The sequence below is a fragment of the Bacillus sp. ISL-75 genome (genome assembly GCF_018613095.1).
The window spans coordinates 1-24,559 of sequence record NZ_JAGGQX010000006.1 but is presented as its reverse complement, the minus strand read 5'-3'; the positions used below and the strand labels follow the sequence as shown (position 1 = coordinate 24,559).

At 38.1% G+C, this 24,559-nt stretch carries 23 protein-coding genes; 17 read left to right on the top strand and 6 right to left on the bottom strand.

From position 1 onward, the window contains the following. The first annotated feature begins 6 nt into the window (after positions 1-6). The 3 genes from J7E63_RS01885 to J7E63_RS01875 all read left to right on the top strand — a co-directional run bounded on the left by J7E63_RS01885 (position 7) and on the right by J7E63_RS01875 (position 6,494). On the top strand, positions 7-1,011 hold the full coding sequence (locus J7E63_RS01885; RefSeq protein WP_215010038.1) for an ABC transporter substrate-binding protein: 1,005 nt from the start codon (positions 7-9) through the stop codon (positions 1,009-1,011). A 153-nt stretch (positions 1,012-1,164) separates the two neighbouring features. Further along, positions 1,165-1,587 (top strand): hypothetical protein, encoded by a 423-nt coding sequence (locus J7E63_RS01880; RefSeq protein ID WP_215010037.1) that lies wholly within the window; start codon positions 1,165-1,167, stop codon positions 1,585-1,587. Between the two features lie 14 nt (positions 1,588-1,601). Continuing rightward, positions 1,602-6,494 (top strand): DUF4132 domain-containing protein, encoded by a 4,893-nt coding sequence (locus J7E63_RS01875; protein ID WP_215010036.1) that lies wholly within the window; start codon positions 1,602-1,604, stop codon positions 6,492-6,494. Positions 6,495-6,548: 54 nt separating this feature from the next. Here J7E63_RS01875 and J7E63_RS01870 read toward each other — a convergent pair whose 3' ends face one another. Together J7E63_RS01870 and J7E63_RS01865 are read right to left on the bottom strand one after the other, a co-directional pair. Then, complete coding sequence (locus J7E63_RS01870) at positions 6,549-7,277, bottom strand: protein-glutamine gamma-glutamyltransferase (protein WP_215010035.1); 729 nt, start codon at positions 7,275-7,277, stop codon at positions 6,549-6,551. 54 nt (positions 7,278-7,331) lie between these two features. Continuing rightward, on the bottom strand, positions 7,332-8,567 hold the full coding sequence (locus tag J7E63_RS01865) for an MFS transporter (protein WP_215010034.1): 1,236 nt from the start codon (positions 8,565-8,567) through the stop codon (positions 7,332-7,334). A gap of 380 nt (positions 8,568-8,947) precedes the next feature. Here J7E63_RS01865 and J7E63_RS01860 point away from each other — a divergent pair, with 380 nt between their 5' ends. The 3 genes from J7E63_RS01860 (at position 8,948) to J7E63_RS01850 (ending at position 11,936) form a co-directional block, all read left to right on the top strand. Next, entirely contained in the window at positions 8,948-9,148 is a 201-nt protein-coding gene (locus J7E63_RS01860) for a cold-shock protein (protein WP_027322891.1), read from the top strand. A 181-nt stretch (positions 9,149-9,329) separates the two neighbouring features. After that, positions 9,330-10,160 carry a hypothetical protein gene (locus tag J7E63_RS01855; RefSeq protein ID WP_215010033.1) on the top strand — a complete coding sequence of 277 codons (831 nt, stop codon included), beginning with the start codon at positions 9,330-9,332 and terminating at the stop codon, positions 10,158-10,160. Between the two features lie 297 nt (positions 10,161-10,457). Then, positions 10,458-11,936, top strand: a complete 1,479-nt coding sequence (locus tag J7E63_RS01850) for a SulP family inorganic anion transporter (protein ID WP_215010032.1) — start codon at positions 10,458-10,460, stop codon at positions 11,934-11,936. A gap of 52 nt (positions 11,937-11,988) precedes the next feature. Here J7E63_RS01850 and J7E63_RS01845 read toward each other — a convergent pair whose 3' ends face one another. Next, entirely contained in the window at positions 11,989-12,855 is an 867-nt protein-coding gene (locus J7E63_RS01845) for a permease (RefSeq protein ID WP_215010031.1), read from the bottom strand. Positions 12,856-12,930: 75 nt separating this feature from the next. Then, on the bottom strand, positions 12,931-13,254 hold the full coding sequence (locus J7E63_RS01840; RefSeq protein WP_251033318.1) for an ArsR/SmtB family transcription factor: 324 nt from the start codon (positions 13,252-13,254) through the stop codon (positions 12,931-12,933). Between the two features lie 249 nt (positions 13,255-13,503). Between J7E63_RS01840 and J7E63_RS01835 the strand changes: the two genes are divergently transcribed. From J7E63_RS01835 to J7E63_RS01825, 3 genes are all read left to right on the top strand, one after another. Continuing rightward, positions 13,504-13,644: a hypothetical protein gene (locus J7E63_RS01835; RefSeq protein ID WP_215010030.1), complete on the top strand. Its 141-nt coding sequence runs from the start codon at positions 13,504-13,506 to the stop codon at positions 13,642-13,644. A 118-nt stretch (positions 13,645-13,762) separates the two neighbouring features. Then, entirely contained in the window at positions 13,763-15,121 is a 1,359-nt protein-coding gene (locus J7E63_RS01830; protein ID WP_215010029.1) for an MATE family efflux transporter, read from the top strand. 606 nt (positions 15,122-15,727) lie between these two features. Continuing rightward, positions 15,728-16,096: a hypothetical protein gene (locus J7E63_RS01825; protein WP_215010028.1), complete on the top strand. Its 369-nt coding sequence runs from the start codon at positions 15,728-15,730 to the stop codon at positions 16,094-16,096. A gap of 45 nt (positions 16,097-16,141) precedes the next feature. Here J7E63_RS01825 and J7E63_RS01820 read toward each other — a convergent pair whose 3' ends face one another. Further along, positions 16,142-16,330 carry a hypothetical protein gene (locus J7E63_RS01820; protein WP_214716804.1) on the bottom strand — a complete coding sequence of 63 codons (189 nt, stop codon included), beginning with the start codon at positions 16,328-16,330 and terminating at the stop codon, positions 16,142-16,144. 134 nt (positions 16,331-16,464) lie between these two features. Further along, positions 16,465-16,662 (bottom strand): hypothetical protein, encoded by a 198-nt coding sequence (locus J7E63_RS01815; protein ID WP_066253763.1) that lies wholly within the window; start codon positions 16,660-16,662, stop codon positions 16,465-16,467. Between the two features lie 197 nt (positions 16,663-16,859). Here J7E63_RS01815 and J7E63_RS01810 point away from each other — a divergent pair, with 197 nt between their 5' ends. The 8 genes from J7E63_RS01810 to J7E63_RS01775 all read left to right on the top strand — a co-directional run bounded on the left by J7E63_RS01810 (position 16,860) and on the right by J7E63_RS01775 (position 24,169). Next, entirely contained in the window at positions 16,860-17,846 is a 987-nt protein-coding gene (locus tag J7E63_RS01810) for a LacI family DNA-binding transcriptional regulator (RefSeq protein WP_215010027.1), read from the top strand. A gap of 156 nt (positions 17,847-18,002) precedes the next feature. After that, complete coding sequence (locus J7E63_RS01805; RefSeq protein WP_215010026.1) at positions 18,003-19,436, top strand: sucrose-specific PTS transporter subunit IIBC; 1,434 nt, start codon at positions 18,003-18,005, stop codon at positions 19,434-19,436. 67 nt (positions 19,437-19,503) lie between these two features. After that, positions 19,504-20,976: a glycoside hydrolase family 32 protein gene (locus J7E63_RS01800; RefSeq protein WP_215010025.1), complete on the top strand. Its 1,473-nt coding sequence runs from the start codon at positions 19,504-19,506 to the stop codon at positions 20,974-20,976. Between the two features lie 190 nt (positions 20,977-21,166). Further along, positions 21,167-21,889: a sigma-70 family RNA polymerase sigma factor gene (locus J7E63_RS01795; RefSeq protein WP_215010024.1), complete on the top strand. Its 723-nt coding sequence runs from the start codon at positions 21,167-21,169 to the stop codon at positions 21,887-21,889. 27 nt (positions 21,890-21,916) lie between these two features. Continuing rightward, entirely contained in the window at positions 21,917-22,498 is a 582-nt protein-coding gene (gene clpP, locus J7E63_RS01790; protein WP_088087025.1) for an ATP-dependent Clp endopeptidase proteolytic subunit ClpP, read from the top strand. Positions 22,499-22,776: 278 nt separating this feature from the next. Then, complete coding sequence (locus J7E63_RS01785; RefSeq protein WP_215010023.1) at positions 22,777-23,232, top strand: GNAT family N-acetyltransferase; 456 nt, start codon at positions 22,777-22,779, stop codon at positions 23,230-23,232. Between the two features lie 22 nt (positions 23,233-23,254). After that, positions 23,255-23,644, top strand: a complete 390-nt coding sequence (locus J7E63_RS01780; protein ID WP_215010072.1) for a YybH family protein — start codon at positions 23,255-23,257, stop codon at positions 23,642-23,644. Between the two features lie 198 nt (positions 23,645-23,842). Further along, entirely contained in the window at positions 23,843-24,169 is a 327-nt protein-coding gene (locus J7E63_RS01775; protein ID WP_214716795.1) for an antibiotic biosynthesis monooxygenase family protein, read from the top strand. The last annotated feature ends 390 nt before the right edge of the window (positions 24,170-24,559 follow it).

Below are 24,559 nucleotides of genomic sequence, written 5' to 3'. Positions count from 1 at the left end.
ACTCAAATGAAGAAAAGTTTTTTGATCATGGTAAGTCTATTGTTACTGCTATTAAGTGCTTGTGGTAAAAACAATGAAAAGGAATCAGATAAAGCCACGGGGGATGCCGATAAACTACAAAAAGTTAGCTTAATGCTAGATTGGTATCCAAATGCGGTGCACTCATTTCTTTTTGTCGCTGAAGAAAAGGGCTATTTTAAAGAACAAGGATTAGATGTTGATATCCAAATGCCAGCAGATACCAATGACCCGCTTAAACTAGTTGCGGCCAACCAAATTGACATGGCGCTTAGCTATCAACCACAGGTACTTGTGGCACGCAGTGAAGGTATTCCTGTTCAATCCATTGGAGCAATTGTCCGTCATCCATTAAATCAATTAATGGTGCCAGCAGATGGTTCGATAAAATCACCCAAAGATTTAGCTGGGAAAACGATTGGCTATCCATCGATTCCATTAGATGAAGCGATCGTTCAAACGATGGTGAAAGCTGATGGCGGAGACGCCGGAAAGATAAAAATGGTCGATGTGGGCTGGGATCTCATTCCTGCGATGGCAACGAAAAAAACTGATGCGCTGATCGGCGGCTATATTAACCATGAGAAGTTATTGCTAGAAAAAGAAGGTCACCCGATGAGAACATTAAATCCTGCGGACTATGGCGTTCCAGATTATTATGAATTAGTTATGGTCGCTAGCGAAAAGGGATTAAAAGAAAAACCAGAAGTGTATAAAAAGTTTATGACTGCGATTACGGAAGGTCAAAAATACGTTCAAGAACATCCAGAAGATGGTCTTTCGATCTTAATGAACCATGAAGATAAAACATCACCACTAGAGAAGGATGTCGAAACAAAAAGCTTAGAAATCCTTCTCCCACTAATGGACGCAAAAGAAAAACCATTCGGCTACCAAGACCCAGAAACCTGGAACACCACAGCCCAATGGCTAAAAGACAACAAAGTCATAAAAGACACCGTCAAAGCCAAGGATGCATTTATTAACTTTTAAAATATTTTGGTGTCAGGCACCACAAAAAGACAAAACCAGCAAAATGTCCGCCCTGGGTGGACATTTTTTTGTTGTTCTTTTTATTGGGTTGTTGCTGAATACCTCATTGAAGTTTGCTAATATATAGGTAAAATCTATTATTGAGGTAGCTACATGAAAATCTTTGTGACAATGAAAAGTCTGGCTAAAAGGAAGGATTATCTTACGAGTAAGGAGATTCATTTAGAGAGTTCTCCGCCGACACTAAGAGTGTTGTTGACAGAATTAGTGTCAATCCAAGTCCAGGTGTTCAATGCAACAACCCAAACAGAAACCAAATTGGTAAGTTTCCTTACAAACGAGGAAATAGAACAGCAAGTCCATGCCGGAAAAGTAGGGTTTGGGACTAAATATAGCGACCAAAAAGCCGATCTGCAAACGGCAGCCAGGGTGGCTATCCAAGCCTTTGAAGATGGTTTATACCGAGTATTTATTAATGACAAAGAGTCGCTCGATTTAGATAAGCCATTGGATTTACAAGAGGATGATCAACTTACTCTTATAAAGCTGACATTGTTAGCAGGACGTATGTGGTAATGGGGGGAACCGGTATGAGAGCAAAAAATAAGGATCTATATTATGAAAGTTTAGAAGCGAAGGCAATCAAAGAATTTTCTGGAACAGAGCAGAAGTTGGCGCTGCTTCTAATAAAATTAATGGACGCGACCTACATCGTACGCGATACAAATCTTCAAGAAATTAGAAACATCCTATTCACACAAAAAAGCCCCCGTGACCCCCTCATTTTCCAACCGCTAGTGGAAATTGTACACACCTTAATCGGAGCAGAATACGGGGCTCTTTTTCAATATATCGTCGACCATAAATGTGAATATCCATATAGTGAAGGATATTCGCGACGACCGTTTCGGACGAGAAACCTCGAGTATCACTACCATGGAATGATCGAGAGCTTCCTTTATATATTTGACTTGGATTTTGAAGAGTTTTCGATTATTGATTATCTATCCAGCCGTGAGGGATCGCCGATATACAATCCTCTGATCAGTGATATGATTGCTTATGAAATTGACCAAAATAATGAACGGGTATTTCAAGCCCTATCCAATATAATTTTCGGAGAAAATAACACGGCACTACTTACATATGAAATGATCAAGGGCATTTATAAAAGCCATAGCCAGGACGGATATAAAATGCTCGGTGATTTGTTACTTGCCTCCAGACTGCAAGAGGGCCTGCGCCAAAGCATTGTCGAAAATATGGATGAAGGTACATTAGAAGCTACTATATACATGCTTAAAGTCATCCTTGACAACGAACTTATTCGTTACAGTTCCGTCGTAAGAGCGCTTGACGTTTGGACAGGCTTGGACCTGCAAGCCTCGGATAAAAGAGTGACTAAACGATCGATTCAATACGCGGCAGATTCTCTATCCAATCAAGTGCTGCGTGAAGAGGGAGTTAGAAGCGAGAATCTGAATACGCTTTGCATTAGTCTTTGGGCAACAGCTGTGAATGAAGAAGACGATATAAAAGAATCGATCCAATTCCTGATGGAAAACGGCGAAACCTATCAAAAGGTGATGGCCCAATTCTTTTTAACACAAAGCCAAAATTCGGGTATGAGATTTGAGTTAGCACACCCGTTTTTAAGTCAAAAGAACGTAGAGCTGCAATATTATCTTCTCAAAAACTATGTGTATGACTACGATATCCATTGGTCATACGATGCTGAAAAAAGTGAAAGCACCCTGACATTCAACCAGGTACCATTGTTAGAAAACAAGAAGGAACGATCTCGACAGTTTGAGTTGTTTAAAAACATGTTCTTACAAATGCCCAAAAGAGAACTCGAAATCGAATCAAAAGCCATTCAAGGACTAACACTATTTTTCTCAAGGAGCGAAATTGCGAGAAAAATGATGTTCTTAACTGCCTACGACTTGGATAAGGATTGGCTAAGACAATTAATTGAATCGAAGGACAAGCTAAGTGCTGAATTAAGAGAAGATCTGCTATCATTTTTTATCAAGGATTACTCGGATAATACACAACGCGATTTCCTTTTTGCAAGCCTCGCTGATAAAAGTGTGAACAATCGAGAAATCGCACTCACGATCATCAAATCAATGGAACTTATGCCTGAGGAAATTTTAAAGATTGAAGCGATGTTAAAATTAAAAACTGGAGCCCTCCGACAAGGAGCCATTCAGATTTTACTAGGACTCCCGAAGGATCAGCTAGAAACCGCACTTGAGCGTTTATTATCAAGTAAAGCAGAGTTGCAACGAGTGGGTGCACTTGAAATCTTATCAGAAATCAATGATCAGGAGGAACGTGAAAGACTAGTTAAAGCGTTTAAAAATACAATCTTTCAAATGAAAGCTGGCTCAAAAGAACAAATTTTACTTGATAAATTGTTTCAAACCGAGGAATTCAACCTGGATAATGGGTTTGGATTATTTGACCCGAATCATCGAGTAAACCTTGAACTCGAGCATCATAAACAAGAGTTAAAAAACCTTTTACAGCCAACCACAGATTCTAGCAAACAATTTCTTCAAGGTTTAGCCGCATTAGTTCATGAACATCGTCAGGTGGAATATGAGGTCGAGTGGTACGATGGCTCAAAGGAAACGCTCCATATTGGCGAGGAATTAAGGTGCTCTTATCAAGAGGATGAAAAACAGCAAATCGACCAACTTCCAATAACTGAAGTATGGAAGGAGTATTTTTGTACCCATGTGCTACCAACACCAGAGCTCATTCAGACTGCCTTCTATCTTCACTCGGAAAGGATCTTTAGCTATTACAATAATAGGCTGGATGTTTGGGAGGTTATGGATTATCCAAAGGTAGAGGGCTGGAGGAAAACATTTTTAGAAGAAATTTATCCAATCGAAAACATCGAAGAAATGAATCGCTTTCTTGATGATTTGAATTATCGTTCCCAAGTAGAAACGCTTTTCGATGCTTATTTTACCAGTCAAGATTCAAAAGAGCTTTTCGATAACATCAGTGCTGTATTAAATTTTCTGGTACATTCGATCCCTGAAGATAAACTCAAAACTGAATACAAGCTGCTTGATTTTATTACCGATCCATGGCTGGAATGGACAGAACACTTTGCCGATATTACTAGTGAATCTTTTGATGTGTATTTCAAGCTTCATTATCAGTTATATACGATGGCTAATTTTGAAAGTTTTCTTCCATCGATGGAAGATTTAGCAAAAGCTTATGCACATAAAATGATCGATGAACAAGTCATTTTTCATGAGCTTTTGGGACGAGATGATACAAGTAGAGACTATGTATCCGAATTAACCAATCCCAAGGATCATTTTTTAAAAAATGATCCTGATATGATTCCTATTAAAGATCAGGTGGTTCAAAGAATATTAGAAATTGAACTAAAAAGAGGGGATCTCCAAACAGATATAACTACCGTAGCTATGGGAATTGAACGCCATGAAGGCATAGAATCCTTTGTTCAAATCCTATTAGGCCTTGATAAAGAATCGTTCGTGCGCGGCTATATTTATGGTAATGGCAGCGATCTCACTAAAAAAGAAGTGTTCTCCCATTTATTAAAGACAAGTTATCCAAAAGAGGGAGACAGCGACGCACAACTGAAGCAATTTTTAAAGGGGAAGACATTGTCGGAAAAAAGATTATTAGAGGCATCGATGTATGCCCCGCAATGGCTAGACATTGTTTCAAAGCACTTAAATTGGAATGGTTTGAGGAGTGCCGCCTGGTATTTCCATGCCCATATCAATGAGACATTTTCTGAGGAAAAAGAAACCATTGTTGCGCATTATTCGCCCATCTCACCACAGGAATTTCAAGATGGTGCTTTTGACATCAGATGGTTTAAAGAGTCTTACGAACAGTTGGGTGAGGAACGGTTTCAAATTCTCTATCAATGTGCTAAATACATTTCGGCTGGTGCGAATCATCGCAGATCACAGCTGTTTGCTGATGCAGTTTTGGGGAAATTAGCACTTGAAAATACTAAAAACCTAGTTCAGGAAAAAAGAACAAAGGATCAGGTATTATGTTACAGCTTGATTCCAGTGAAAAATGAACAAGATGTTCTCAATCGGTACGTATTCTTACAAAGATTTTTACAGGAAAGTAAGAAGTTTGGAGCACAGCGCCGTGCCAGTGAATCGAAAACAGTCACGATTGCCCTTGATAACCTCGCCAGAAATGCAGGCTATAAGGATGTAACAAGGCTAAAGTGGGCGATGGAAGCGAAAAAAATGGAAGAGATTGCCCCATTTCTTGAGCCGAAAGTGATGGATGATCTGACTGTACAGCTCGTGATTGATGCCAATGGGCGAGGAGATATCAAAGCAGTAAAAGGGGATAAAACACTAAAAACTCTACCAGCCAAGTACAATAAACATTATTATATTGTTGTCTTAAAAGGGTTGAAGTCAGATTTAAGGGAGCAATACAAACGAGCAAAAGAAGAGTTGGAACGCTCGATGGAGCTTGGAAATAGTTTTCTTTTAAGTGAAGTTTATACTATGATGAAAAATCCGGTGTTGGCTCCACTTATGACATCATTGGTACTAAAAGTGGGGAACTATTTAGGCAATTTTGAAGACGGTTGTCTAAATGGTGTTGGGGCGGTTGATAAGTATTCCATTCAGGCTACTGATGAAATTTTCATCGCTCACCCAGTCCATCTCTTTGAGAGTGGGAAATGGAGTGAATTCCAACAGGATTTATTCGCTCGGAAGGTGAAACAGCCGTTTAAGCAGGTGTTTCGAGAACTATATTTACCAAATCAGGATGAACTTGCAGCGGGAACGGGAACCCGAAGATACGCGGGTCACCAAATCCAGCCGCAAAAAACAGTTGCCTTATTAAAAAATCGCTTGTGGACGACGAGTTATGAAGCGGGACTTCAAAAAGTCTACTACAAGGAAAATATTATCGTGCAACTAAATGCTTTAGCCGATTGGTTCTCTCCATCGGATGTGGAGTGTCCGACCATGGAAACAATTGAATTTTTCGACCGTCTTACATATCAACCTCTAGAAATTAAAAATATTCCGAAGGTGATCTTCTCGGAAACGATGCGAGACATTGATTTGGTTGTCAGTATCGCCCATGTCGGCGGGGTGGACCCAGAGGCTAGCTTAACCACGATTGAAATGAGAAAAGTAATAGTGACGGAATCGGTTCGATTAATGAGATTGGAAAATGTAAGAAATGAGGGCAATTTTGCGCTGATTAACGGAAGTCTTGGGGATTATAGTGTTCACCTGGGAAGTGCCAATGTGTATAAACAGGCTACAGGTGCCATTTATATCGTTCCCGTCCATTCGCAGCAGCGTGGTCGAATTTTCTTGCCATTCATGGACGATGACCCAAAAACCGCCGAAATTGTTTCAAAAGTCCTTTTGCTCGCGGAAGATAAGAAAATCAAAGATCCGTTTATTTTGGAACAAATAAAAAACTAGCAAAATTTCGTTCATACAAAAGACCGCTACTTCGATGGTAGCGGTCTTAAAATTTTATAAAAATGTACGATAAACGGGTCTCGTGATAAGGTTCATGAAGTATGCAGAGATCCGCGGATTGGGCTTTCTTTTTTTATTTAGGAAGGTAATGATGGTGTCTGCCTTTTTGATCCCTACTCCATGTCCATAGAATTGGTCATCGGACATAAAAATCACATTTTCAGCGCGCCAATGTGACTCCTTCGGGTTGACATCTGGATTATTGAAATGCAAGATGTCACCAGGTATGAAATCATACCCATATTTTTGAGTTAGCTTTAGATCGTTATCAAATTGCCAATCCATTAAGTAAAGCCCGTTAAAGAGTAGATCAAACCTTGTGCTCCCAATCGAATATAGGGTAGCAAGATATAAGACAATCGCGATTCCTGTTGAACAATCAAAGGCATATTGGGCTCCATTTTTTAAAACATCAAGAATGGCGACGCTGGGCCTTACATTTGGCTTCAAGAGAAAGCCACCATTACTTAGACGATCCCAATACCTTTTATTGCAAAAGGCATACGTAAAGGTTGTAAACTGTACCTTACTTTTATTAAGCTCTCGGGCAGCTTGAAGCGTCTTGGTTCGAAACAGCAGCTCAAATTTGAATTGACTTAAAGTTTGATATTGATAAATTTCCTTATATTTCTCCATTTTAGTAACGATGTCTTTCTGTTCTTTCGTTGTAAGGGTATGACTAAGATCATCCACATGAATCGTTTGCTGATTTATTTTAATCATTTTCCCACCTGCTTCCCTAATCCACTCCTTCTAAAAAAATATGAAACTTTTAAACTAATAGTTCCAATTATCTGCTAGTTTTTTATTTTTCATAAATCTAACGTACATTAAGAAGAAGACGATTGCGCTGATGAATCTTAGGATGGATATGATGATCATTGATTTTTGTATGCTGGTTACTTCGAGAAGCCAAATGCCGATTTGCGGCGCGATGAAGGCAACAAAGGATAATAGAACATTATAGGTTGTGATGCAATACGTTCTTTTTTCCTTTGGAGATTGCTCCAACAACAGGTTGAACAATAGCAGCATGGTACCTGAAAGAAAGAACCCAGAAGTCATCGAGACAAAGGTTAAATAGATTAGATTAGTGGACAATACGGTCAAAAACGGTGCAGTTGCCATTCCAGCAGCAACCCAAACGAGCACTAAGGTATTGGATTTTTGTTCCGCCCATCTTTTCCATAATGGGAAGGTAAATATCTGCACTAATTGATTCGCTACTGAAAATATACTAATCCACAGAATCGTTGCATGAGCATATTTCACATTATAAATATTAAATAATCCCCATGCCATTTGCCATGAGAAATTAAAACATAAGGCAGTGATCAGAAACCATTTGTATCCGTTATCCTTAAAAATCGACCAATCCATTGACGCATTCTTTTGCTCCTGCTCCTGCTTCTTGTTCGTCTTCGGTTGTACCGTTTCCTTGTGCCTCATTAAGAAAAATACTTCTAATAACCCAAATAGAAAGGCCATAAGAAAAAAAACCTGGTAGGCGACCGCATGGTTGGTTTGGTTTTTCATAACGATCCCAATGATCAAAGTTGTGATCATGCCTACAATGGTTAACAGTCGATTTCTATCACTGAAAAACGCTCCTCTTCGGTCTTCGTTTATCATTCCACTAATAAGCGTTTGCCAGCCGATATTTGATATCGTTCCGGGTACATTCATTAAAGCCACTATGATCAAAAACGCCCATGCTTGATAATCCGAACGAATAAAAAGGACTCCAGCTAAAAAAACAAATAAGATTCTTGCCCATAAAACGGACATGGCAACGGTCTTTTTTTGCTGTTCTAAACGATTCAACATGATAGCAGCTGGAATTGTCATAATCAGTGCAACTAATGGCGGAAGCGAGCTGATCAAACCGACTTGATAGTTGCTTGCGCCTAGAATGGAAATAGCGAAAATAGGAAAAAAATTACTGGCAAGGTTCACAGCAATGGTAGACACCATCCCATGATAGATACTTACTTTTTCGTTGTATGTGCGCATGTTCATCCACCATCTTCATAAAAATTCTATAGCTATTATACAACAAGAATACTTGACTTTTTCAAAAATATTTTAAAATAACTAACCAATGGATCATTTATGAAAGTGTTTTGTGATACCTTTAGAAATATTTCGTTTTGATTGTAGTATTTATGCCTATTAAAGGTAAAAAGACAATAGTATTTCTACAATATTTTTACAAAAGAAATAATAAATTCCTTAGATATATTTGCATTATCCAGGACCATCTGTTATAGTTAAGGAGAATTATTTTTGTTAGTCGGTAAGCATGAAAAAAGGTATACTGCTTTTCGTCTTGATGATCACTGAGCAAGGATAGTAACACTTTGTGTGCAAAGCACACAGCAGGAGGAAACAAAATGGAACAAGGTAAAGTAAAATGGTTTAACGCAGAAAAAGGTTTCGGATTTATCGAACGTGAAGGTGGAGAAGACGTATTCGTTCATTTCTCAGCTATCCAAGGCGAAGGTTTTAAATCTTTAGACGAAGGTCAAGCAGTTACTTTTGACGTTGAGCAAGGTCAACGTGGAGCTCAAGCAGCTAACGTGCGTAAAGCATAATCTAAACCACATAAATGTGAATGAAAAGGCTCTCTAGTAGAGCCTTTTTTAATTTCGAAAATATATACACGCAACTACATAAAAAGAATCGCGGGGAGAAGAGGAAAAACTCTTTCCCCTTTTTTATTGGCATGAGTTGAAATATAATGAAATCACATACATAGTGGAAGGAAGTGTTAGGATGATCATCCAGCGTCCTCAATTAGAGCAGTCCGAATTGACGAAGTATATTCCGCCCAAAGGTGAATATGAAACCTTTCGTGATATGGACCATTACAAGGAGAAACTCAAGGAATGGGGTTTATCCTCAGCGAGAGAAGCAAAAAAAGAATTCTGGTACAAGGATCGAAACTATCAGCGCCAAGTAACTATTAAAGGGTATGAAACTTACGGGAGCGCATTGGATATTAACACGCTTGTGATAGAATTCCAAGACGGAAATCTCACCTGTATCCATCCAGCCTATTTAAAAGAAATGCAGCAATCGAGCTTTGGAAAAGAAAGCTTGTTAACATTTGATGAAAAAGAAACGGTTGCACCTGAACTTGTGACTGTGGATGAAAGTGAACCAATAATTGCAGAGGTCATCTCAGAACAAGTCGAAAAACCTGATAAAAAGGAAGCTGCTAAAGCACCAAAAGCAAAGGAACCGAAACCTAAAAAGGAGAAGGCTCCAAAACTCGAACTTCCAGTGGACAAGGTCCATTTTACTTCCAATGTAAAACAGTTCGCGCTCGTTTACAATCCGTTTAATGAGGAAAATGATGAAGTTGTTGTCTTAGAAAATGTTCAGATTGTCCACGAGGAAAATCCACTAGAAATCGGTCTAGCCTGGTGTAGCCATAGCAAGACACTCAAAAAGTTTGAATTGGCAATAGGGGATTCACTTGAATTCGATGGTAAAGTTGCTGCTAAGAAACTTGGAAAAGGAAAAGATGTAGACGAAGAATTCCTGGTAGATGTCCCGGTCTTGTATAAAATTAATAACCCATCAAAAATAGTTAAGGAATAGGACGCTCTCACAGAGGTCCTATTTTTGTTATATCCGCCGTGTTGATTTAAGGAAAATAAATCTCCAATCGATTAATTTTATGGAGTTAAGACGAAATCCCAAGGAAAAAGGCACAGTACAAAGAAAATATAGATTGTATCCGTTTACATTGAATTTCACAAATTTGTCACAATCCTATATACTATGTTTTGTTAACAACGGACCCGACTTTCATGAGAGTTGAAAGTCACTAAGAAAAGCGGAAGCGAATGTGTACTGACGCTGAACAATTAAAAAACAAAGGGAGAGGTGCAAATTTTGGATCTAAATAAAATTAAATATTCATGGTTTGGAAATACAAAGGGCGATATATTAGCAGGTATTGTGGTAGCACTTGCATTAGTTCCAGAGGCTATTTCTTTTTCCATTATTGCCGGTGTTGACCCAATGGTCGGATTGTATGCTTCTTTTTGTATTGCAATGACAATCGCGTTTGTTGGTGGAAGGCCGGGGATGATTTCTGCGGCAACGGGTGCCACTGCCTTACTAATGGTGACGTTGGTTAAAGACCACGGATTGCAATATTTACTGGCTGCAACGATTCTAACGGGTGTTTTACAAATCATTATGGGAGCTTTAAAGTTAGGGAGATTGATGAAATTTGTTCCCAGGTCCGTAATGACCGGGTTTGTTAATGCACTAGCGATTCTTATTTTTGCCGCTCAATTACCGCATTTCGTCGGGGAGTCATGGCAAATGTATGCCATGGTCGCACTTGCGCTCGCGATTATTTATATCTTACCTCGTTTTACGAAGGCTGTCCCTTCAGCGTTGGTTGCGATTATTGTAGTAACAACGATTGCTATTTTTACGGGCACTGATGTTCGGACCGTCGGAGATATGGGAGAATTAACATCCAAATTACCTGTTTTTTTGATTCCGGACATTCCATTCAACTTTGAAACACTTCAGATCATTTTTCCCTATTCATTATCCATCGCGATTGTAGGGTTGGTTGAATCACTTCTTACGGCAACGATTGTCGACGATCTGACAGATACAGAGAGTGACAAGAACAGGGAAGCCGTTGGACAAGGTATTGCGAACATTGTTTCAGCATTCTTTGGCGGAATGGCTGGATGTGCAATGATTGGTCAGTCTGGTATTAACATCAAATCTGGCGGCAGGGGCAGATTATCCACTTTTGTCGCAGGTGCGTTTTTATTAATCTTGATTGTTTCGTTAAGAGGATTCCTTGTGCAAATTCCAATGGCCGCACTTGTTGGTGTGATGATTATGGTTTCGATTGGAACTTTTGATTGGTCTTGCCTAAAGTCATTCAAAAAGGTGCCAATTACCGATACTATTGTGATGGTTGTGACAGTTGTTACAGTAATACAGACTCATGACTTGTCTAAAGGGGTTTTAGCCGGAATCATTTTAAGTGCGATATTCTTTGCTTCAAAGATCTCAAAAGTGAAAATATCAAGTCTTTCAGCTAAGGGATCAAATAAAAAAATATATCATGTTTCAGGGCAACTTTTCTTTGCTTCAGTAACTGACTTTGTAAACAGTTTTGATTATAAAGAAAACGTTAGTGAAATTGACCTAGACCTATCCAATGCCCACCTTTGGGATGATTCTGCGATTGGTGCGATTGATAAAGTAGTCATCAAGTACCATCAAAATGGAGTTAAGGTAAACTTAATAGGATTAAACTCTGAAAGCAATAAACTGATTGACAAACTTGCCGTTCACAACAAACCGGGTGGACTTGGAAAAGTGGTTGGCCACTAAATAAATGAACGCTGGATAAATAAAATCCAGCGTTTTTTGCGTATTCAAATGATTAAAATAGGTAAAATACAAACCCGGATATAGTTGACATGGCAAATACAGATAAGACAAAGGTAAAAACCAGCTGTTTTTTAAAGATTGATTTTAATAGGACCACTTCTGGCAAACTAGCACCTGCTGAACTAATGATCATTGCCATGACAGGGCCTAATGCCATTCCTTTGGCAATGAGAATTTGCGAAATCGGAATCATGCTCGAAAGCCGGATATATAAAGGGATTCCAATAATTGCGGCAATTGGAATCAGCCACCAATGTTCTTCGCCAAACACACTTGAAATCCATTCTGTTGGAACTAAGCCGTGAATGACAGCGCCGATGGCAGCACCAATGATTAAATATGGATATACACTCTTCATTAAATCGAGTGTTTCTTTTAATGCCAATTTCACATTGAATTTCTGATTTTGGCTTTCGTAACCTGTCATAACCACATTTTTTACAGATTTTTCAAACCCTAACTTTTCAAGTATAAAACCAATTACGATTGAAAATATTGTGGTTAAAACCGTGTAAATAGCAGTAACTTTCCAACCTAGGACAACTCCCATAAGGGTCAATATCGTGGGGTCAAGGACAGGGGAAGCAAACAGAAATATCATGACGATCCCAAAAGGCATTTTCTTTTTTAACATATTTACGACAACCGGTATCGTCGAACAGGAACAGAAGGGTGTAATAAACGCAAAGACAATTGCTGCGAAGGCGGCAAGCAGTTTATTTTTCCCGGCCAACTTTTTTTCGATTTTCTCATAGGGAATAAAGCCCTGCAGTAGACTAATTAAGAAGGAGATGACGATAAACAGTACCGTTAACTCCAGTGCAATCGATAAAAAACTTTTAAGAGTGTCATTCCACATAGTAATTCCTCCCTTTAATCAAAAAAAATTGATATATTAATCAAAAAAAAATTGATTTATATTTTAAAAAAATAATCAGCTAGTTGGTTTGAATAAGCAACAAAGTTCATGGGACAATAGATGATTTAGTTCATCTTGATTCAACTGGTAGTAACTCCAGGTACCCCTTGTTTCTTTTGAAATAATGTTTGCATCTAACAAGATCTTTAAATGATAGGACAGTTTTGATTGTGTCATATCAACGATTGGTGCGAGGTCACAAACACACATTGAGCCATTTTGAGTTAAAATATTCATGATTTGCAGTCTCTTTTTATCTGCAATCGCTTTAAATTTTAGTTCGTATTTTTCAAATACTTTATCCAAAGATATATCCTGTAATTGAATCTCCTTTTCCATTTTTTCACCTTCCTTATTAATCAAATAATTTTGATACATTTATCATATGGTCAATTTTATTATATGTCAATGTTTTTAATCAAAAAAATTTGATTTAGAAAAAACTTCAGATGGCTCCTGAAAACTGTAAAATCATATATCAATTTTTTTTGATAAAGTGGTTGCAAATGGAAAAAATCGCTAATATACTTTAATTATACATCAAAAAAAGTTGATTTATGAGATAGAATTTTAAAGGAGATGGGGAAAATGAATTTTTTCAAAAAACTCTCTGGTAAATCAGCCTCCAAATCTTCAAGTTGCTGTAATGTGGAGATTAAAGAAGTAACTGAAGCTAAAGAGGGACCTGCTCATACAAACGAAAACTGCTGCACAAATTCAGGAGAATAGAAATCATCTTGCTGCTAAGACCAACGATTCTAAGGTTCTCCCATTTAATTGAGGAATAATAACCCAATATAGAGTATAATGAAGTTTCGGATTTTTATTTCTCAAGGAGAACCTGTATATGAATCAAACCTATACGTTAAAGGAAAAGACAATGCAAATTTTTATTTTGTTGATTCCAATCTTAATTACACAGCTTGGCATGTTTTCAATGGTGTTTTTTAATACGATTATGTCAGGGAAGTACCATTCCACCGCTTTAGCCGGAGTAGCGATTGGGTCCTCGATTTGGAGTCCGATTTTTACGGGGATTAGTGGAATTCTGCTTGCGGTTTCACCAATTGCCGCTCAACGCTTTGGTGAAAAGAAGAGCAACGAAGTAGCATCAGTGGTGAAGCATGGAATGTATCTTTCCATTTTAATTGCACTAGTGGTCATCATCCTGGGGTTCTTTTTGTTAGACCCGATTCTAGATTTAATGAAACTTGATTCCGGTGTGCATAACACTGCCTTTCATTATCTAGTCGGACTCAGCTTTGGAATTCTTCCGCTATTTATTTTTAATGTACTTAGATCATTTATTTATGCACTTGGTAAAACTAGGGTTATTATGATTATCATGCTTTTGTCGTTACCGTTCAATTTCTTTTTGAACTATGTGCTCATTTTTGGAAACTTGGGTTTCCCAGAGCTTGGTGGTGCAGGGGCAGGGTATGCAACATCGATTACGTATTGGGGGATTATGGGGATGACGGTGTTTATTGTTAAAACCCAAGAACCTTTCTCCACGTACTCCGTTTTTGCTGATTTAAAAGAATTTTCTTGGGATAAATGTAAAGAGATATTAAAGATTGGCGTGCCGATGGGACTCTCTACATTCTTTGAAACTAGTATGTTTGCGGTGGTTACCATCTTACTAAGTAAATTTAATGTCTCTACGATTGCTGCCTATCAATCTGCCTTAAATATTGTTTCTTTTCTTTACATGATTCCGATTAGTATTTCGACGGCACAAACGGTCCTAGTCGGGTATGAAGTTGGGGCCAGGCGCTACAAAGATGCGAAACAGTATAGCTGGTTAGGAGTTTATCTTGCCATCTTGATTGCCGTTGTGACTGGAGTATTAGTAGTGATTTTTCGCTATCAAGTTGCCGGTTTTTACTCGAATGAAATAGCCGTCATTAATTTAACCGCCAATTTCTTAATCTTTGCTCTGTTTTTCCAAATTTGTGATGCCATCCAGGCAACTGCACAAGCTGCCTTAAGAGGATATAAGGACGTCAACCTTGCCTTTATCATGACACTCATAGCCTATTGGCTCATCTGTCTTCCATCAGGATATCTACTCGCACATTATACGAGTTTAGGAGCAAGAGGCTACTGGATCGGACTAACCATCGGCCTGCTCGCAGCCGGAATAGCCCTATCCATCAGACTCATCTACATCCAAAAGCGGAAATTCGTCAGTAGATCAGTCTAATGGTCTCATTTATTGGAGTTCTTTATAGGTTTCTTTTTTAGTTTCTTTTTTTGGTGTCTTTATTTGGTGTCAGGCACCACGAAAAGACAGTATTTGGATTTTGTCCGTATGGAATGGACACTTTGATATTGCTGGAAACAAAAGGGTTACGTAGATTAGCTACGTGCCCTTTTTTGTTCATTTTCACATTTTAGGGTCACGTAGAGCACGTCTACGTGACCGTAATTGTATAATTACACCGATTAGGGTCACGTAGAGCACGTCTACGTGACCGTAATTGTATAATTACACCGATTAGGGTCACGTAGAGCACGTCTACGTGCCCGTAATTGTATAATTACACCGATTAAGGTCACGTAGAGCACGTCTACATGCCCGTAATTGTATAATTACACCGATTAGGGTCACGTAGAGCATGTCTACGTGCCCGTACTTGTATAACTACACCGATTAAGGTCACGTAGAGCACGACTACATGCCCGTATTTGTATTACTTCACCAATTAGAGTCACGTAGAAAATTTAATAAATAATTGGCTTACTGAATCTTCCAATGGTAAAATATAGATGATGGTATGTTTCAAATCTGCAGGTGAGGTGACCCTTTATGGGAAGGGAAGTACACTTTAAAGAGGAAGAATTCGTACTGAAGTTAACTGGGCTTTTAAGCATTTTTGCATTAAAGTGGCAGTTGAAAATTCCTTACAAAGCGATAAAAAGTGTTTATATTGATGACTTTGATCCTCCAATGTGGATGCTCCGCATGCCTGGAACCGCCATTGCACCACTCAACATTTACGAAGGCAGCTTTAAGTTTGGTAATGAATGGTACTTCCTTTCATGTGAACATAAGGTACCACTTATCCATTTTGAATTAGAAAATTTCGGAAAGTATAAATATGTCATTTTTGAAATTGAAAACCCACGAGCTGTAATGATTGAATTAAGAAAGAAATTAAGACATTTGGAAGAGTGAATAATACGCATAAAAAAGGAAAAAAATGTAATGATGATTGCGTCATTACATTTTTTTTCTTTTTCCTTTACGTTTTTTAACTAATCTACTAATAATATAAATACCGCCAATTAGAGAAAATAAATTTAATGGATCCCCAAGGTTAATATTCAAAGTGAAGTTATTAGTTACCCTGACATCATTTTTATTGTTATTCGAACCTGGTTGATTATTAATTTCCTTCAATTCCTTCACTAAAAATCACCCCTCTAATAAATATAGTATAATTATATTCACAAAAAATTCCAACTTTAAAAGGCTAGGTGTGAATACACTAGTAATCTACAAAAATAATGACGCCATTCTATTAAGAATGGCGTCTGAAAAGATTAATATAATTTTTTTAAGTTAAATAGTTTAGAGAATAAAGTTTGATTTTTATCAGTTACCTTTAATTCTTCCATGATTAATTTTTCTTGATTGGTTGTAATCCAATTCTGTAATTCTTGTTTATCTTTACAAAGCGTATAATATGTTTCCCCACCTTTACCAAGTGCGTTGACAACATATCTACAAGTGTTCGCCATAATGTCCACCTTTAAAAATAAATTATTGTTTTCTATATGGATTATATCAGGCTTATAAAAATAGTCCATCATTATTTTTCAGCAAAAATCAGCAAATAAGGCCGTTTACATCGAATGTAATATCTAATTTCGATTATTGAGTGGAAATTGTGTATAATACATTCATAATAGTGATTGGTTTAAATGGAGTTGAAGATATGATTACAATAGCGGATATAGCAAAACTGTCGGGTGTTGCAAAGAGTACGGTTTCTCGTTACTTAAACGGGGGATCTGTGGGTGAAAAAACTAGTAAAAAAATTGAAAGTGTCATTAAAGAAACGGGATATACACCTAATAAATTTGCCCAAAGCCTAAAAGCCAAGAAGACAAATATTATTGGCACGATTGTCCCAAGATTAGATTCATTCGCCACATCTCAAACACTGATTGGGATGGATGACCAGCTAAGGGAACAAGGATATCAATTAGTAATATCCAACTCTAGTCAGGATCTCGATCGAGAAATTGAAAACATATATAGTTTGGCCAAACAAAAGGTAGCAGGAATAATTCTTCTTGCAACCGAAATCACCGAAAGGCATATTGAAGCCTTTGATAATATTCAGGTTCCCATCATATTAGTGGGGCAGGAGCATTCTGATTTTCACAGCGTTATCCACGATGATTATCAAGCTGCATACGTGTTAGGCCAATATATTCTGGAAAAAGGACATAGAAGAATTGCTTACTTGGGTGTTACAGAAAGGGATATAGCTGTTGGTGTCAAACGAAAAGCCGGGTTCATGAAGGCAGTTTCAGAACAACCTGGGTGTGAAGTTCAGTATTTTGAAACAAGCTTTAAAATTGAAGATGCAATCAAAAATGTCCCCAATATTATTAAAAGCTTCCATCCTACTATTATTGCTTGTGCAACCGATAATATCGCTTTAGGTGCTTTAAAAGCAGCAAATATGGAGGGGCTAACGGTGCCTGACCAGCTTTCCATTACTGGATTTGGCGGCTATGATATCACGAAAATCACATTTCCAGGCATCACAACAGCTAAATTTTTCTATAAAGAGGCAGGACATGTAGCCGCAATGAATATAGTTAAATTGGTTAATGAGGAACAAATAGAAAAAACAACACTTTCAAAATTTCAAATAATGGAGCAAGAAAGCGTTGACAAGGTAATCTATTAGTCTTATAATCTAGATGAAACCGGTTCCAATATAATATATTTATTTTTGGAACCGGTTCCTACGAAAACATCTTGGAACTCGTTTCTTTAATTGATTTTTTTTAAATAATTTCGGAACCGGTTCCACAAAATAACTGATAGGATAGGGTGATTGTTGATGAATTATAAAAAGATTGCTGAAGAGATACTTGATGCAATTGGTGGCAAGGAAAATGTATCGGCAGCAGCACACTGTGCAACAAGATTAAGAATGGTTTTAAACGAAGATGAAAACATTGATAAAGCTAAATTAGAAGAAATGGATGTAGTTAAAGGTACTTTTTCTACGGGTGGTCAATTCCAAATTATTCTGGGGTCAGGAACAGTAAATGAAGTATACAAGGAACTCGCTAAACTAACAGGATTTTCTGAAATGTCTACTAAGGAAGTTTCCAAAGCAGGATCAAAGAAGTTAAATCCTATTCAACAATTTGTCAAAATGCTTTCGGATATCTTTGTTCCGATTATTCCAGCTATCGTTGCCGGCGGTTTATTAATGGGAATCAATAATCTCTTAACTGCTAAGGATTTCTTTATTGCAGGAAAATCATTAATCGAAGCTTATCCAAATATCGCCGATTTGGCGGGACTTATTAATACGTTTGCTAATGCAGCCTTTGTATTTTTGCCTATATTAATTGGCTTCTCCGCAACACAGCGGTTTGGTGGTAATCCATATCTTGGTGCTGCACTTGGAATGCTCATGGTCCATCCCGACTTATTAAATGGTTACGGGTATGCTGATGCGGTAGCTAAAGGGGAAGTTCCAATTTGGAAGATTTTTAACTTTGAAATCGAAAAGGTAGGTTATCAGGGATCTGTCCTTCCTGTACTAGTTTCATCCTTTGTTTTAGCAAAAATTGAAACATTTTTACGAAGAAGAGTCCCTTCTTTCCTTGATAACTTAGTTACACCATTATTATCTATTTTCATCACAGGAATTCTTACGTTCACATTAATCGGACCGATTACTCGTGGAGCGGGTAATCTCTTGACAGACGGTTTAGTTTGGTTATATGACACAACTGGCTTTATCGGCGGAATTTTATTTGGTCTTGTTTATGCTCCAATTGTTATCACTGGAATGCACCACAGCTTTATCGCGATTGAAACGCAGCTTTTGGCTGATATTGCAAAAACTGGCGGTTCATTCATTTTTCCAATCGCAGCCATGTCCAACGTGGGTCAAGGAGCGGCAACGCTGGCAGTCCTTACATTGACTAAGGATGCGAAAGTAAAAGGAGTAGCTTCTGCTGCAGGTATTTCAGCACTTCTTGGTATTACCGAACCAGCCATGTTCGGGGTTAACCTTAAGTTAAAATATCCGTTTATTGGTGCAATCGTCGGTTCTGCCGTAGGTTCCGGCTTTGTTACTTTGTTTAAAGTGAAAGCTATTGCCATGGGGGCTGCTGGTTTACCTGGAATCATTTCTATTAAACCAGGAACAATTACTTTCTATATTATCGGCATGGCACTTTCTTTTGCTGCGGCTTTCCTTGTTACTATTATTCTCGGGAAACGCGATGCGAAAAAGCAAGTAGCAGCCAACTAGAGATCTATAAAATCGGAAAGGGAATCATTAATGATTCTCTTCCATTTATTTAAGGAGTAGAAACATTATGGAGTGGACTAAAGAGAAAAGATACCGCCGAATTGAAAATGAAAGCCCTGAAGCAATGCAGGAATTAATGAAAAAGGTAAATGTTTGCCCTTGGAGGCAATCGTTTCATATACAGCCTAATACCGGTTTACTAAATGATCCAAATGGCTTTGCTTTTTATAATGGTTACTATCATTTATTTTATCAATGGTTTCCATTAGGACCTGTCCATGGGTTGAAATATTGGTACCATGTGAAATCAAAGGATCTAGTGCATTGGGAAGACGAAGGAATAGGCATTGCACCGGGGGATTTTTTCGATAGCCATGGAGCATATTCAGGCAGTGCAATTGAACAGGATGGAAATTTATATTTAATGTATACAGGGAATACACGCGATGAAAATTGGAAAAGGCATCCATATCAATGTTTGGCTGTTATGAATGAACAAGGTGATATTGAAAAAGAGAACCTGCCAGTAATCTCAACTGTTCCAAGTGGTTATACCGACCATTTTCGTGACCCAAAGGTGTGGAAGTCTGAGGATGGCCAATTTTATACGGTTATTGGTGCACAACGTGATAATTTAACCGGTACTGCTGTCCTTTATCGTTCGTCCAATTTAAAACAATGGAACTTTGAAGGGGAATTAGAAACGGAGCTAAAGAATTTTGGTTACATGTGGGAATGCCCGGATTATTTTGAACTCGGCCATCAAGGCATTTTTGTATTTTCTCCTCAAGGGCTCGAACCCCATGGCGATGATTTCCACAATATTTATCAATCGGGGTATATTTTGGGAAAGAAACTAAACCTGCCGAATAGAAATTTTGTCCACGGTGATTTTCGTGAGCTTGACCGCGGCTTTGATTTTTATGCCCCGCAAACGACACTTGGACCGGATGGGAGAAGAATTCTCATTGGCTGGATGGGGTTACCGGAAATAGAATATCCAACGGATCCTAACGGCTGGGCTCATTGTTTAACAATTCCTCGCGAACTAAAGGTGAAAAATGATAAATTAATCCAACAGCCAATAGAAGAAATGAAACTGCTTCGTAAAGTTGAGAAAAAAATTACGGCCTTTATTGAGAATGATGTGAAAAGTTACCCAAGTATTAATGGCACAACCTTTGAATTGTATTGTGAAATGTCTGATATTTTTGCAGAAGAATGTGGAATTGAGTTTCGGGCGAATGATACGAAAAAAACCGTAATTAAATATCATCTTGCCGAACAAAAGGTGATTTTGGATCGCAGTTATTCTGGTACGGAGGTTGGAACTGCTTACGGGACAACAAGAGCATGTCAACTTAATAGCAAAAAGATTTCGATTCATATGTTCGTAGATACCTCTTCTGTTGAGATATTTATAAATGATGGGGATGAAGTCTTTACAGCACGGATTTTCCCAGAGTCAGATTGCGACCAAATTAGGTTCTTTGCGTCAAAAGGCAGTGCTATGTTCAATATAAAGAAATGGGATTATTGAAGAAGTAGGTGTGAATCCTAATTATTAAAGGGGCGTTTTCAAAGTTTTTCTTTTGATTTCTAAAATGGTCAAGTTTATATTAAATTCCAACAACATAAAGTAACTTTAACAAAAGAAAATTTATTGCCCCCGTAACGTTTCATCCCTCTCGAAACGTTTAAAGGGTAGAGAGTGCAAAAGGAGTGAAAACATGTCACACAAACTTAGAGAAGCTAACTTAGCAAGGTCACAGAACGAAGATAGGCTCGAAAATGACTTTTGGATCGAAAATTATCCAAAACTTCTGCGATATTGTCACTTTCTTGCCCGCAATCGATGGGATGGAGACGAAATCGCACAGGAAACCTATATTAAGGCCTTAAAATATGGCAATCACTCGCAAAAGCTTACCACTGCATTGCTAAATAAGATTGCCTATAATCATTGGATTGATATGCTTCGAAAAAGAAAAAATGAAACGGTTGAGGCGGATCCCGATTTTTCCACTCATTCTTTAACAAATCAACTTGATAACACAAGGGAATCGGTTGATATACTCCTGAAGAACTTCACCCCAAACCAAGCTATCATTTTTTTGTTAAAAGAGGGATTTCAATATCAGCTCAAGGAAATCGCAACAATTTTAAATTCTACAGAAATGGCTGTGAAGTCCAATCTTCATCGAGCGAAAAAGCGGCTGGAAAAAGCAATCGATGAAGGGCAAGTTCAGTCAGTTGACTTGTTTTGGGAGGAGGAAGAAAGGGAGCAGCTTTCGGACTTATTTTATGAAGCTTTGAAAAATCAGGACCCAACCATTCTCATTCAATCGATTCCTTCACGAACAAGTGTTAATGACGTTCCTAAGTTGGTTACGGGTAAATTACGATCCAAACCTAACTACTCTCCTTCAAGCACTCTCTGTATGGCTGCATAGCCAAATTGCTATTAAGGAGGGGTCGGAATGAGTACCATTCCATATGTAATCGAACAATCTAATCGTGGAGAACGTTCTTATGATATCTATTCACGACTGTTAAAGGATCGAATTATTATCATTGGTGATGAAATAAATGAACACACGGCCAATAGTGTAGTCGCCCAATTATTATTTTTAGCAGCAGACGCACCAGATAAAGAAATTTCGCTCTATATCAACAGCCCAGGGGGTTTGACGACAGCTGGTTTTGCCATTTTTGACACGATGCAATACATTAAGCCAGATGTCAGGACAATATGCACAGGGATGGCCGCATCATTTGGCGCGATGTTACTTCTTGCTGGGAAAAAGGGAAAACGGTACGCACTGCCAAATAGTGAAATAATGATTCATCAGCCGTTAGGTGGAGCAAAAGGGCAGGCAACGGAAATTGAAATTTCCGCACGAAGAATCTTAAAGCTAAGAGAGCACATCAATAAAATTATTTCGGAACGGACCGGCCAACCGCTTGAAAAGGTGGCAAAGGATACGGATCGAGATTACTTTATGAGCGCCGAGGAAGCGAAAGAGTATGGAATAATCGATGAGATTCTCTACCCAAAATGAGTTTAATGGAAGAGATATAGTGTATTAAAAAAATGCGACCGATAGAAGCTGTACTAGTCTACACTTATTCAAGGGGTGCGCATTTGACATTATAGAGAATCAAATTAGCAGGTTACTTGTGTCGGGTCAAGTTCAAAATCAAGTTGGGTACAATCGTTGAAGAAAGCTGCCATTGGCAGCTTTTTTGATTGGATATGGAAATATTGAAAAAATATACTAGAACTATTCCTGCTAATAGTTTAATATATTTTCCAATATAGAAACTAGGGGGATTTTCTATGGATATAAAAATAGATGATTTAACGGGAGCAGAAGTGGCTGAATTGGTGGGGGAGCATCTTCACGGTATGACACTGAATTCCCCGCCGGAAAGTATCCATGCATTAAATCTTGAACAATTACGAAAACCAGAGATTACATTCTGGAGTGCATGGGAAGGCAATGAATTAGTTGGTTGTGGGGCACTTAAAGAACTTGATGGTCAACATGGAGAAATAAAATCCATGCGAACATCTTCCTCACATTTAAGAAAAGGTGTAGCAAAACAACTTCTGCAACACATAATTGAAGAAGCCAAACAGCGTGGCTATCACAGGCTGAGCTTGGAAACAGGATCAATGGATGCTTTTGAACCAGCAAGAAGACTATATGCAAGTTTCGGGTTCCAGTTTTGTATGCCTTTTGCGGATTACATGGACGACCCAAATAGTGTATTTATGACAATGGAATTATAATTAAGTTTGGGAGGGATATATGATGGAACACGAATTAAAAGAGGTCATCAAAAAGTGTGATATGGCAATTAAACAGGAAGATTTTGATATGCTGATGAATTACCATACCGATGATGCCATTCTTGTTGTAAAGCCTGGAATGATTGCACGCGGAAAAGAGGAAATCAAAAAAGCATTTATTGCGATTGCAAATTATTTCAATAACAGTGTTGTACCAACACAGGGGGAAATGATTATTCTAGAAGCTGGAGACACAGCATTAGTCATTTCCCAAACACTACTCGCTGCCGATAAAAAGGATTCAGAATATTCTATGGATAGAAAGGCGACCTATGTATTTATGAAAAATTTACAAGGTGATTGGCTTTGTGCAATCGATAACTCATATGGGACCGAATTGATCAATAATTAGACACCCGAGGACAAATAAAAAGAGTTGGTTACCTCTCATACTTGGGTAATCAACTCCTTTCTTATTCAAATCTAGCACAATTGTGCCGATATGGTCGACCGATCTTCTACGTTATTTTCAATGATTGCGTAGGCTGCATTTAATTGAAAAAAAGTATTAAAATTATTATTAGATTAAACTTTTTTGGGGGAATGAAATATGAGTGGAATTGCAAAAACGCCTGAACCACCGTACTACGCAGTGATTTTTGCTTCACAGAGAACTAAAGGTGACAGTGGTTATGGAAAAATGGCAGATAAAATGGTAGAGTTAGCTTCTCAGCAAAAAGGATTCTTAGGTGTGGAAAGTGCAAGGGATGAAGGGTTAGGAATTACAGTTTCATATTGGGATTCTTTAGAATCTATAAAGAACTGGAAGGAAAATTCTGCTCATAGAATAGCACAGGATAAAGGGAAAAAAGAATGGTACAAGAATTTTTCTCTTAGAGTATGCCGTGTAGAGAGACATAACTTTTTTGAAATGTGACTTTTGGCTGATTTTTGTATTAATTACCTTGATAAAATGGTGCTTTTCAGTGTAAAAAAAAAGAGGTGAATAATTCACCTCCCAGACTGTCGACAAATCCGAAAAACTTGGGGTTTGCCGGCAGTCATTTTTATGTCTTTGTTAAATTGTTTGTTGATTTGCGCTCCAGGCGCTTCGCTTTCCGAGGGCGTAGCGGGGAGCCTCCTCGGCGCTTAAGCGCCTGCGGGGTCTCCCCTGCTCCGTACTCCCGCAGGAGTCTTCGCGCCTTCCGCTCCAATCAACAAAGTTATAAAATCAATAATGACCTTTAACATAGCCTTTATTTAAAAATTAACTTAGAACCGTTTTGATTTTTTCAAAAGCCCAATCAATTTCTTCTTTCGTAATGGT

What these genes read in the sequence shown, in the direction of transcription:
- J7E63_RS01860 (WP_027322891.1), top strand. Translation starts at nt 8,948, where the DNA reads ATGGAACAAGGTAAAGTAAAATGGTTTAACGCAGAAAAAGGTTTCGGA.
- J7E63_RS01785 (WP_215010023.1), top strand. Translation starts at nt 22,777, where the DNA reads ATGGATATAAAAATAGATGATTTAACGGGAGCAGAAGTGGCTGAATTG.
- J7E63_RS01810 (WP_215010027.1), top strand. Translation starts at nt 16,860, where the DNA reads ATGATTACAATAGCGGATATAGCAAAACTGTCGGGTGTTGCAAAGAGT.
- J7E63_RS01885 (WP_215010038.1), top strand. Translation starts at nt 7, where the DNA reads ATGAAGAAAAGTTTTTTGATCATGGTAAGTCTATTGTTACTGCTATTA.
- J7E63_RS01870 (WP_215010035.1), bottom strand. Translation starts at nt 7,277, where the DNA reads ATGATTAAAATAAATCAGCAAACGATTCATGTGGATGATCTTAGTCAT.
- clpP (WP_088087025.1), top strand. Translation starts at nt 21,917, where the DNA reads ATGAGTACCATTCCATATGTAATCGAACAATCTAATCGTGGAGAACGT.
- J7E63_RS01780 (WP_215010072.1), top strand. Translation starts at nt 23,255, where the DNA reads ATGGAACACGAATTAAAAGAGGTCATCAAAAAGTGTGATATGGCAATT.
- J7E63_RS01815 (WP_066253763.1), bottom strand. Translation starts at nt 16,662, where the DNA reads ATGGCGAACACTTGTAGATATGTTGTCAACGCACTTGGTAAAGGTGGG.
- J7E63_RS01855 (WP_215010033.1), top strand. Translation starts at nt 9,330, where the DNA reads ATGATCATCCAGCGTCCTCAATTAGAGCAGTCCGAATTGACGAAGTAT.
- J7E63_RS01800 (WP_215010025.1), top strand. Translation starts at nt 19,504, where the DNA reads ATGGAGTGGACTAAAGAGAAAAGATACCGCCGAATTGAAAATGAAAGC.
- J7E63_RS01805 (WP_215010026.1), top strand. Translation starts at nt 18,003, where the DNA reads ATGAATTATAAAAAGATTGCTGAAGAGATACTTGATGCAATTGGTGGC.
- J7E63_RS01835 (WP_215010030.1), top strand. Translation starts at nt 13,504, where the DNA reads ATGAATTTTTTCAAAAAACTCTCTGGTAAATCAGCCTCCAAATCTTCA.
- J7E63_RS01795 (WP_215010024.1), top strand. Translation starts at nt 21,167, where the DNA reads ATGTCACACAAACTTAGAGAAGCTAACTTAGCAAGGTCACAGAACGAA.
- J7E63_RS01845 (WP_215010031.1), bottom strand. Translation starts at nt 12,855, where the DNA reads ATGTGGAATGACACTCTTAAAAGTTTTTTATCGATTGCACTGGAGTTA.
- J7E63_RS01880 (WP_215010037.1), top strand. Translation starts at nt 1,165, where the DNA reads ATGAAAATCTTTGTGACAATGAAAAGTCTGGCTAAAAGGAAGGATTAT.
- J7E63_RS01840 (WP_251033318.1), bottom strand. Translation starts at nt 13,254, where the DNA reads ATGGAAAAGGAGATTCAATTACAGGATATATCTTTGGATAAAGTATTT.
- J7E63_RS01775 (WP_214716795.1), top strand. Translation starts at nt 23,843, where the DNA reads ATGAGTGGAATTGCAAAAACGCCTGAACCACCGTACTACGCAGTGATT.
- J7E63_RS01875 (WP_215010036.1), top strand. Translation starts at nt 1,602, where the DNA reads ATGAGAGCAAAAAATAAGGATCTATATTATGAAAGTTTAGAAGCGAAG.
- J7E63_RS01865 (WP_215010034.1), bottom strand. Translation starts at nt 8,567, where the DNA reads ATGCGCACATACAACGAAAAAGTAAGTATCTATCATGGGATGGTGTCT.
- J7E63_RS01825 (WP_215010028.1), top strand. Translation starts at nt 15,728, where the DNA reads ATGGGAAGGGAAGTACACTTTAAAGAGGAAGAATTCGTACTGAAGTTA.
- J7E63_RS01830 (WP_215010029.1), top strand. Translation starts at nt 13,763, where the DNA reads ATGAATCAAACCTATACGTTAAAGGAAAAGACAATGCAAATTTTTATT.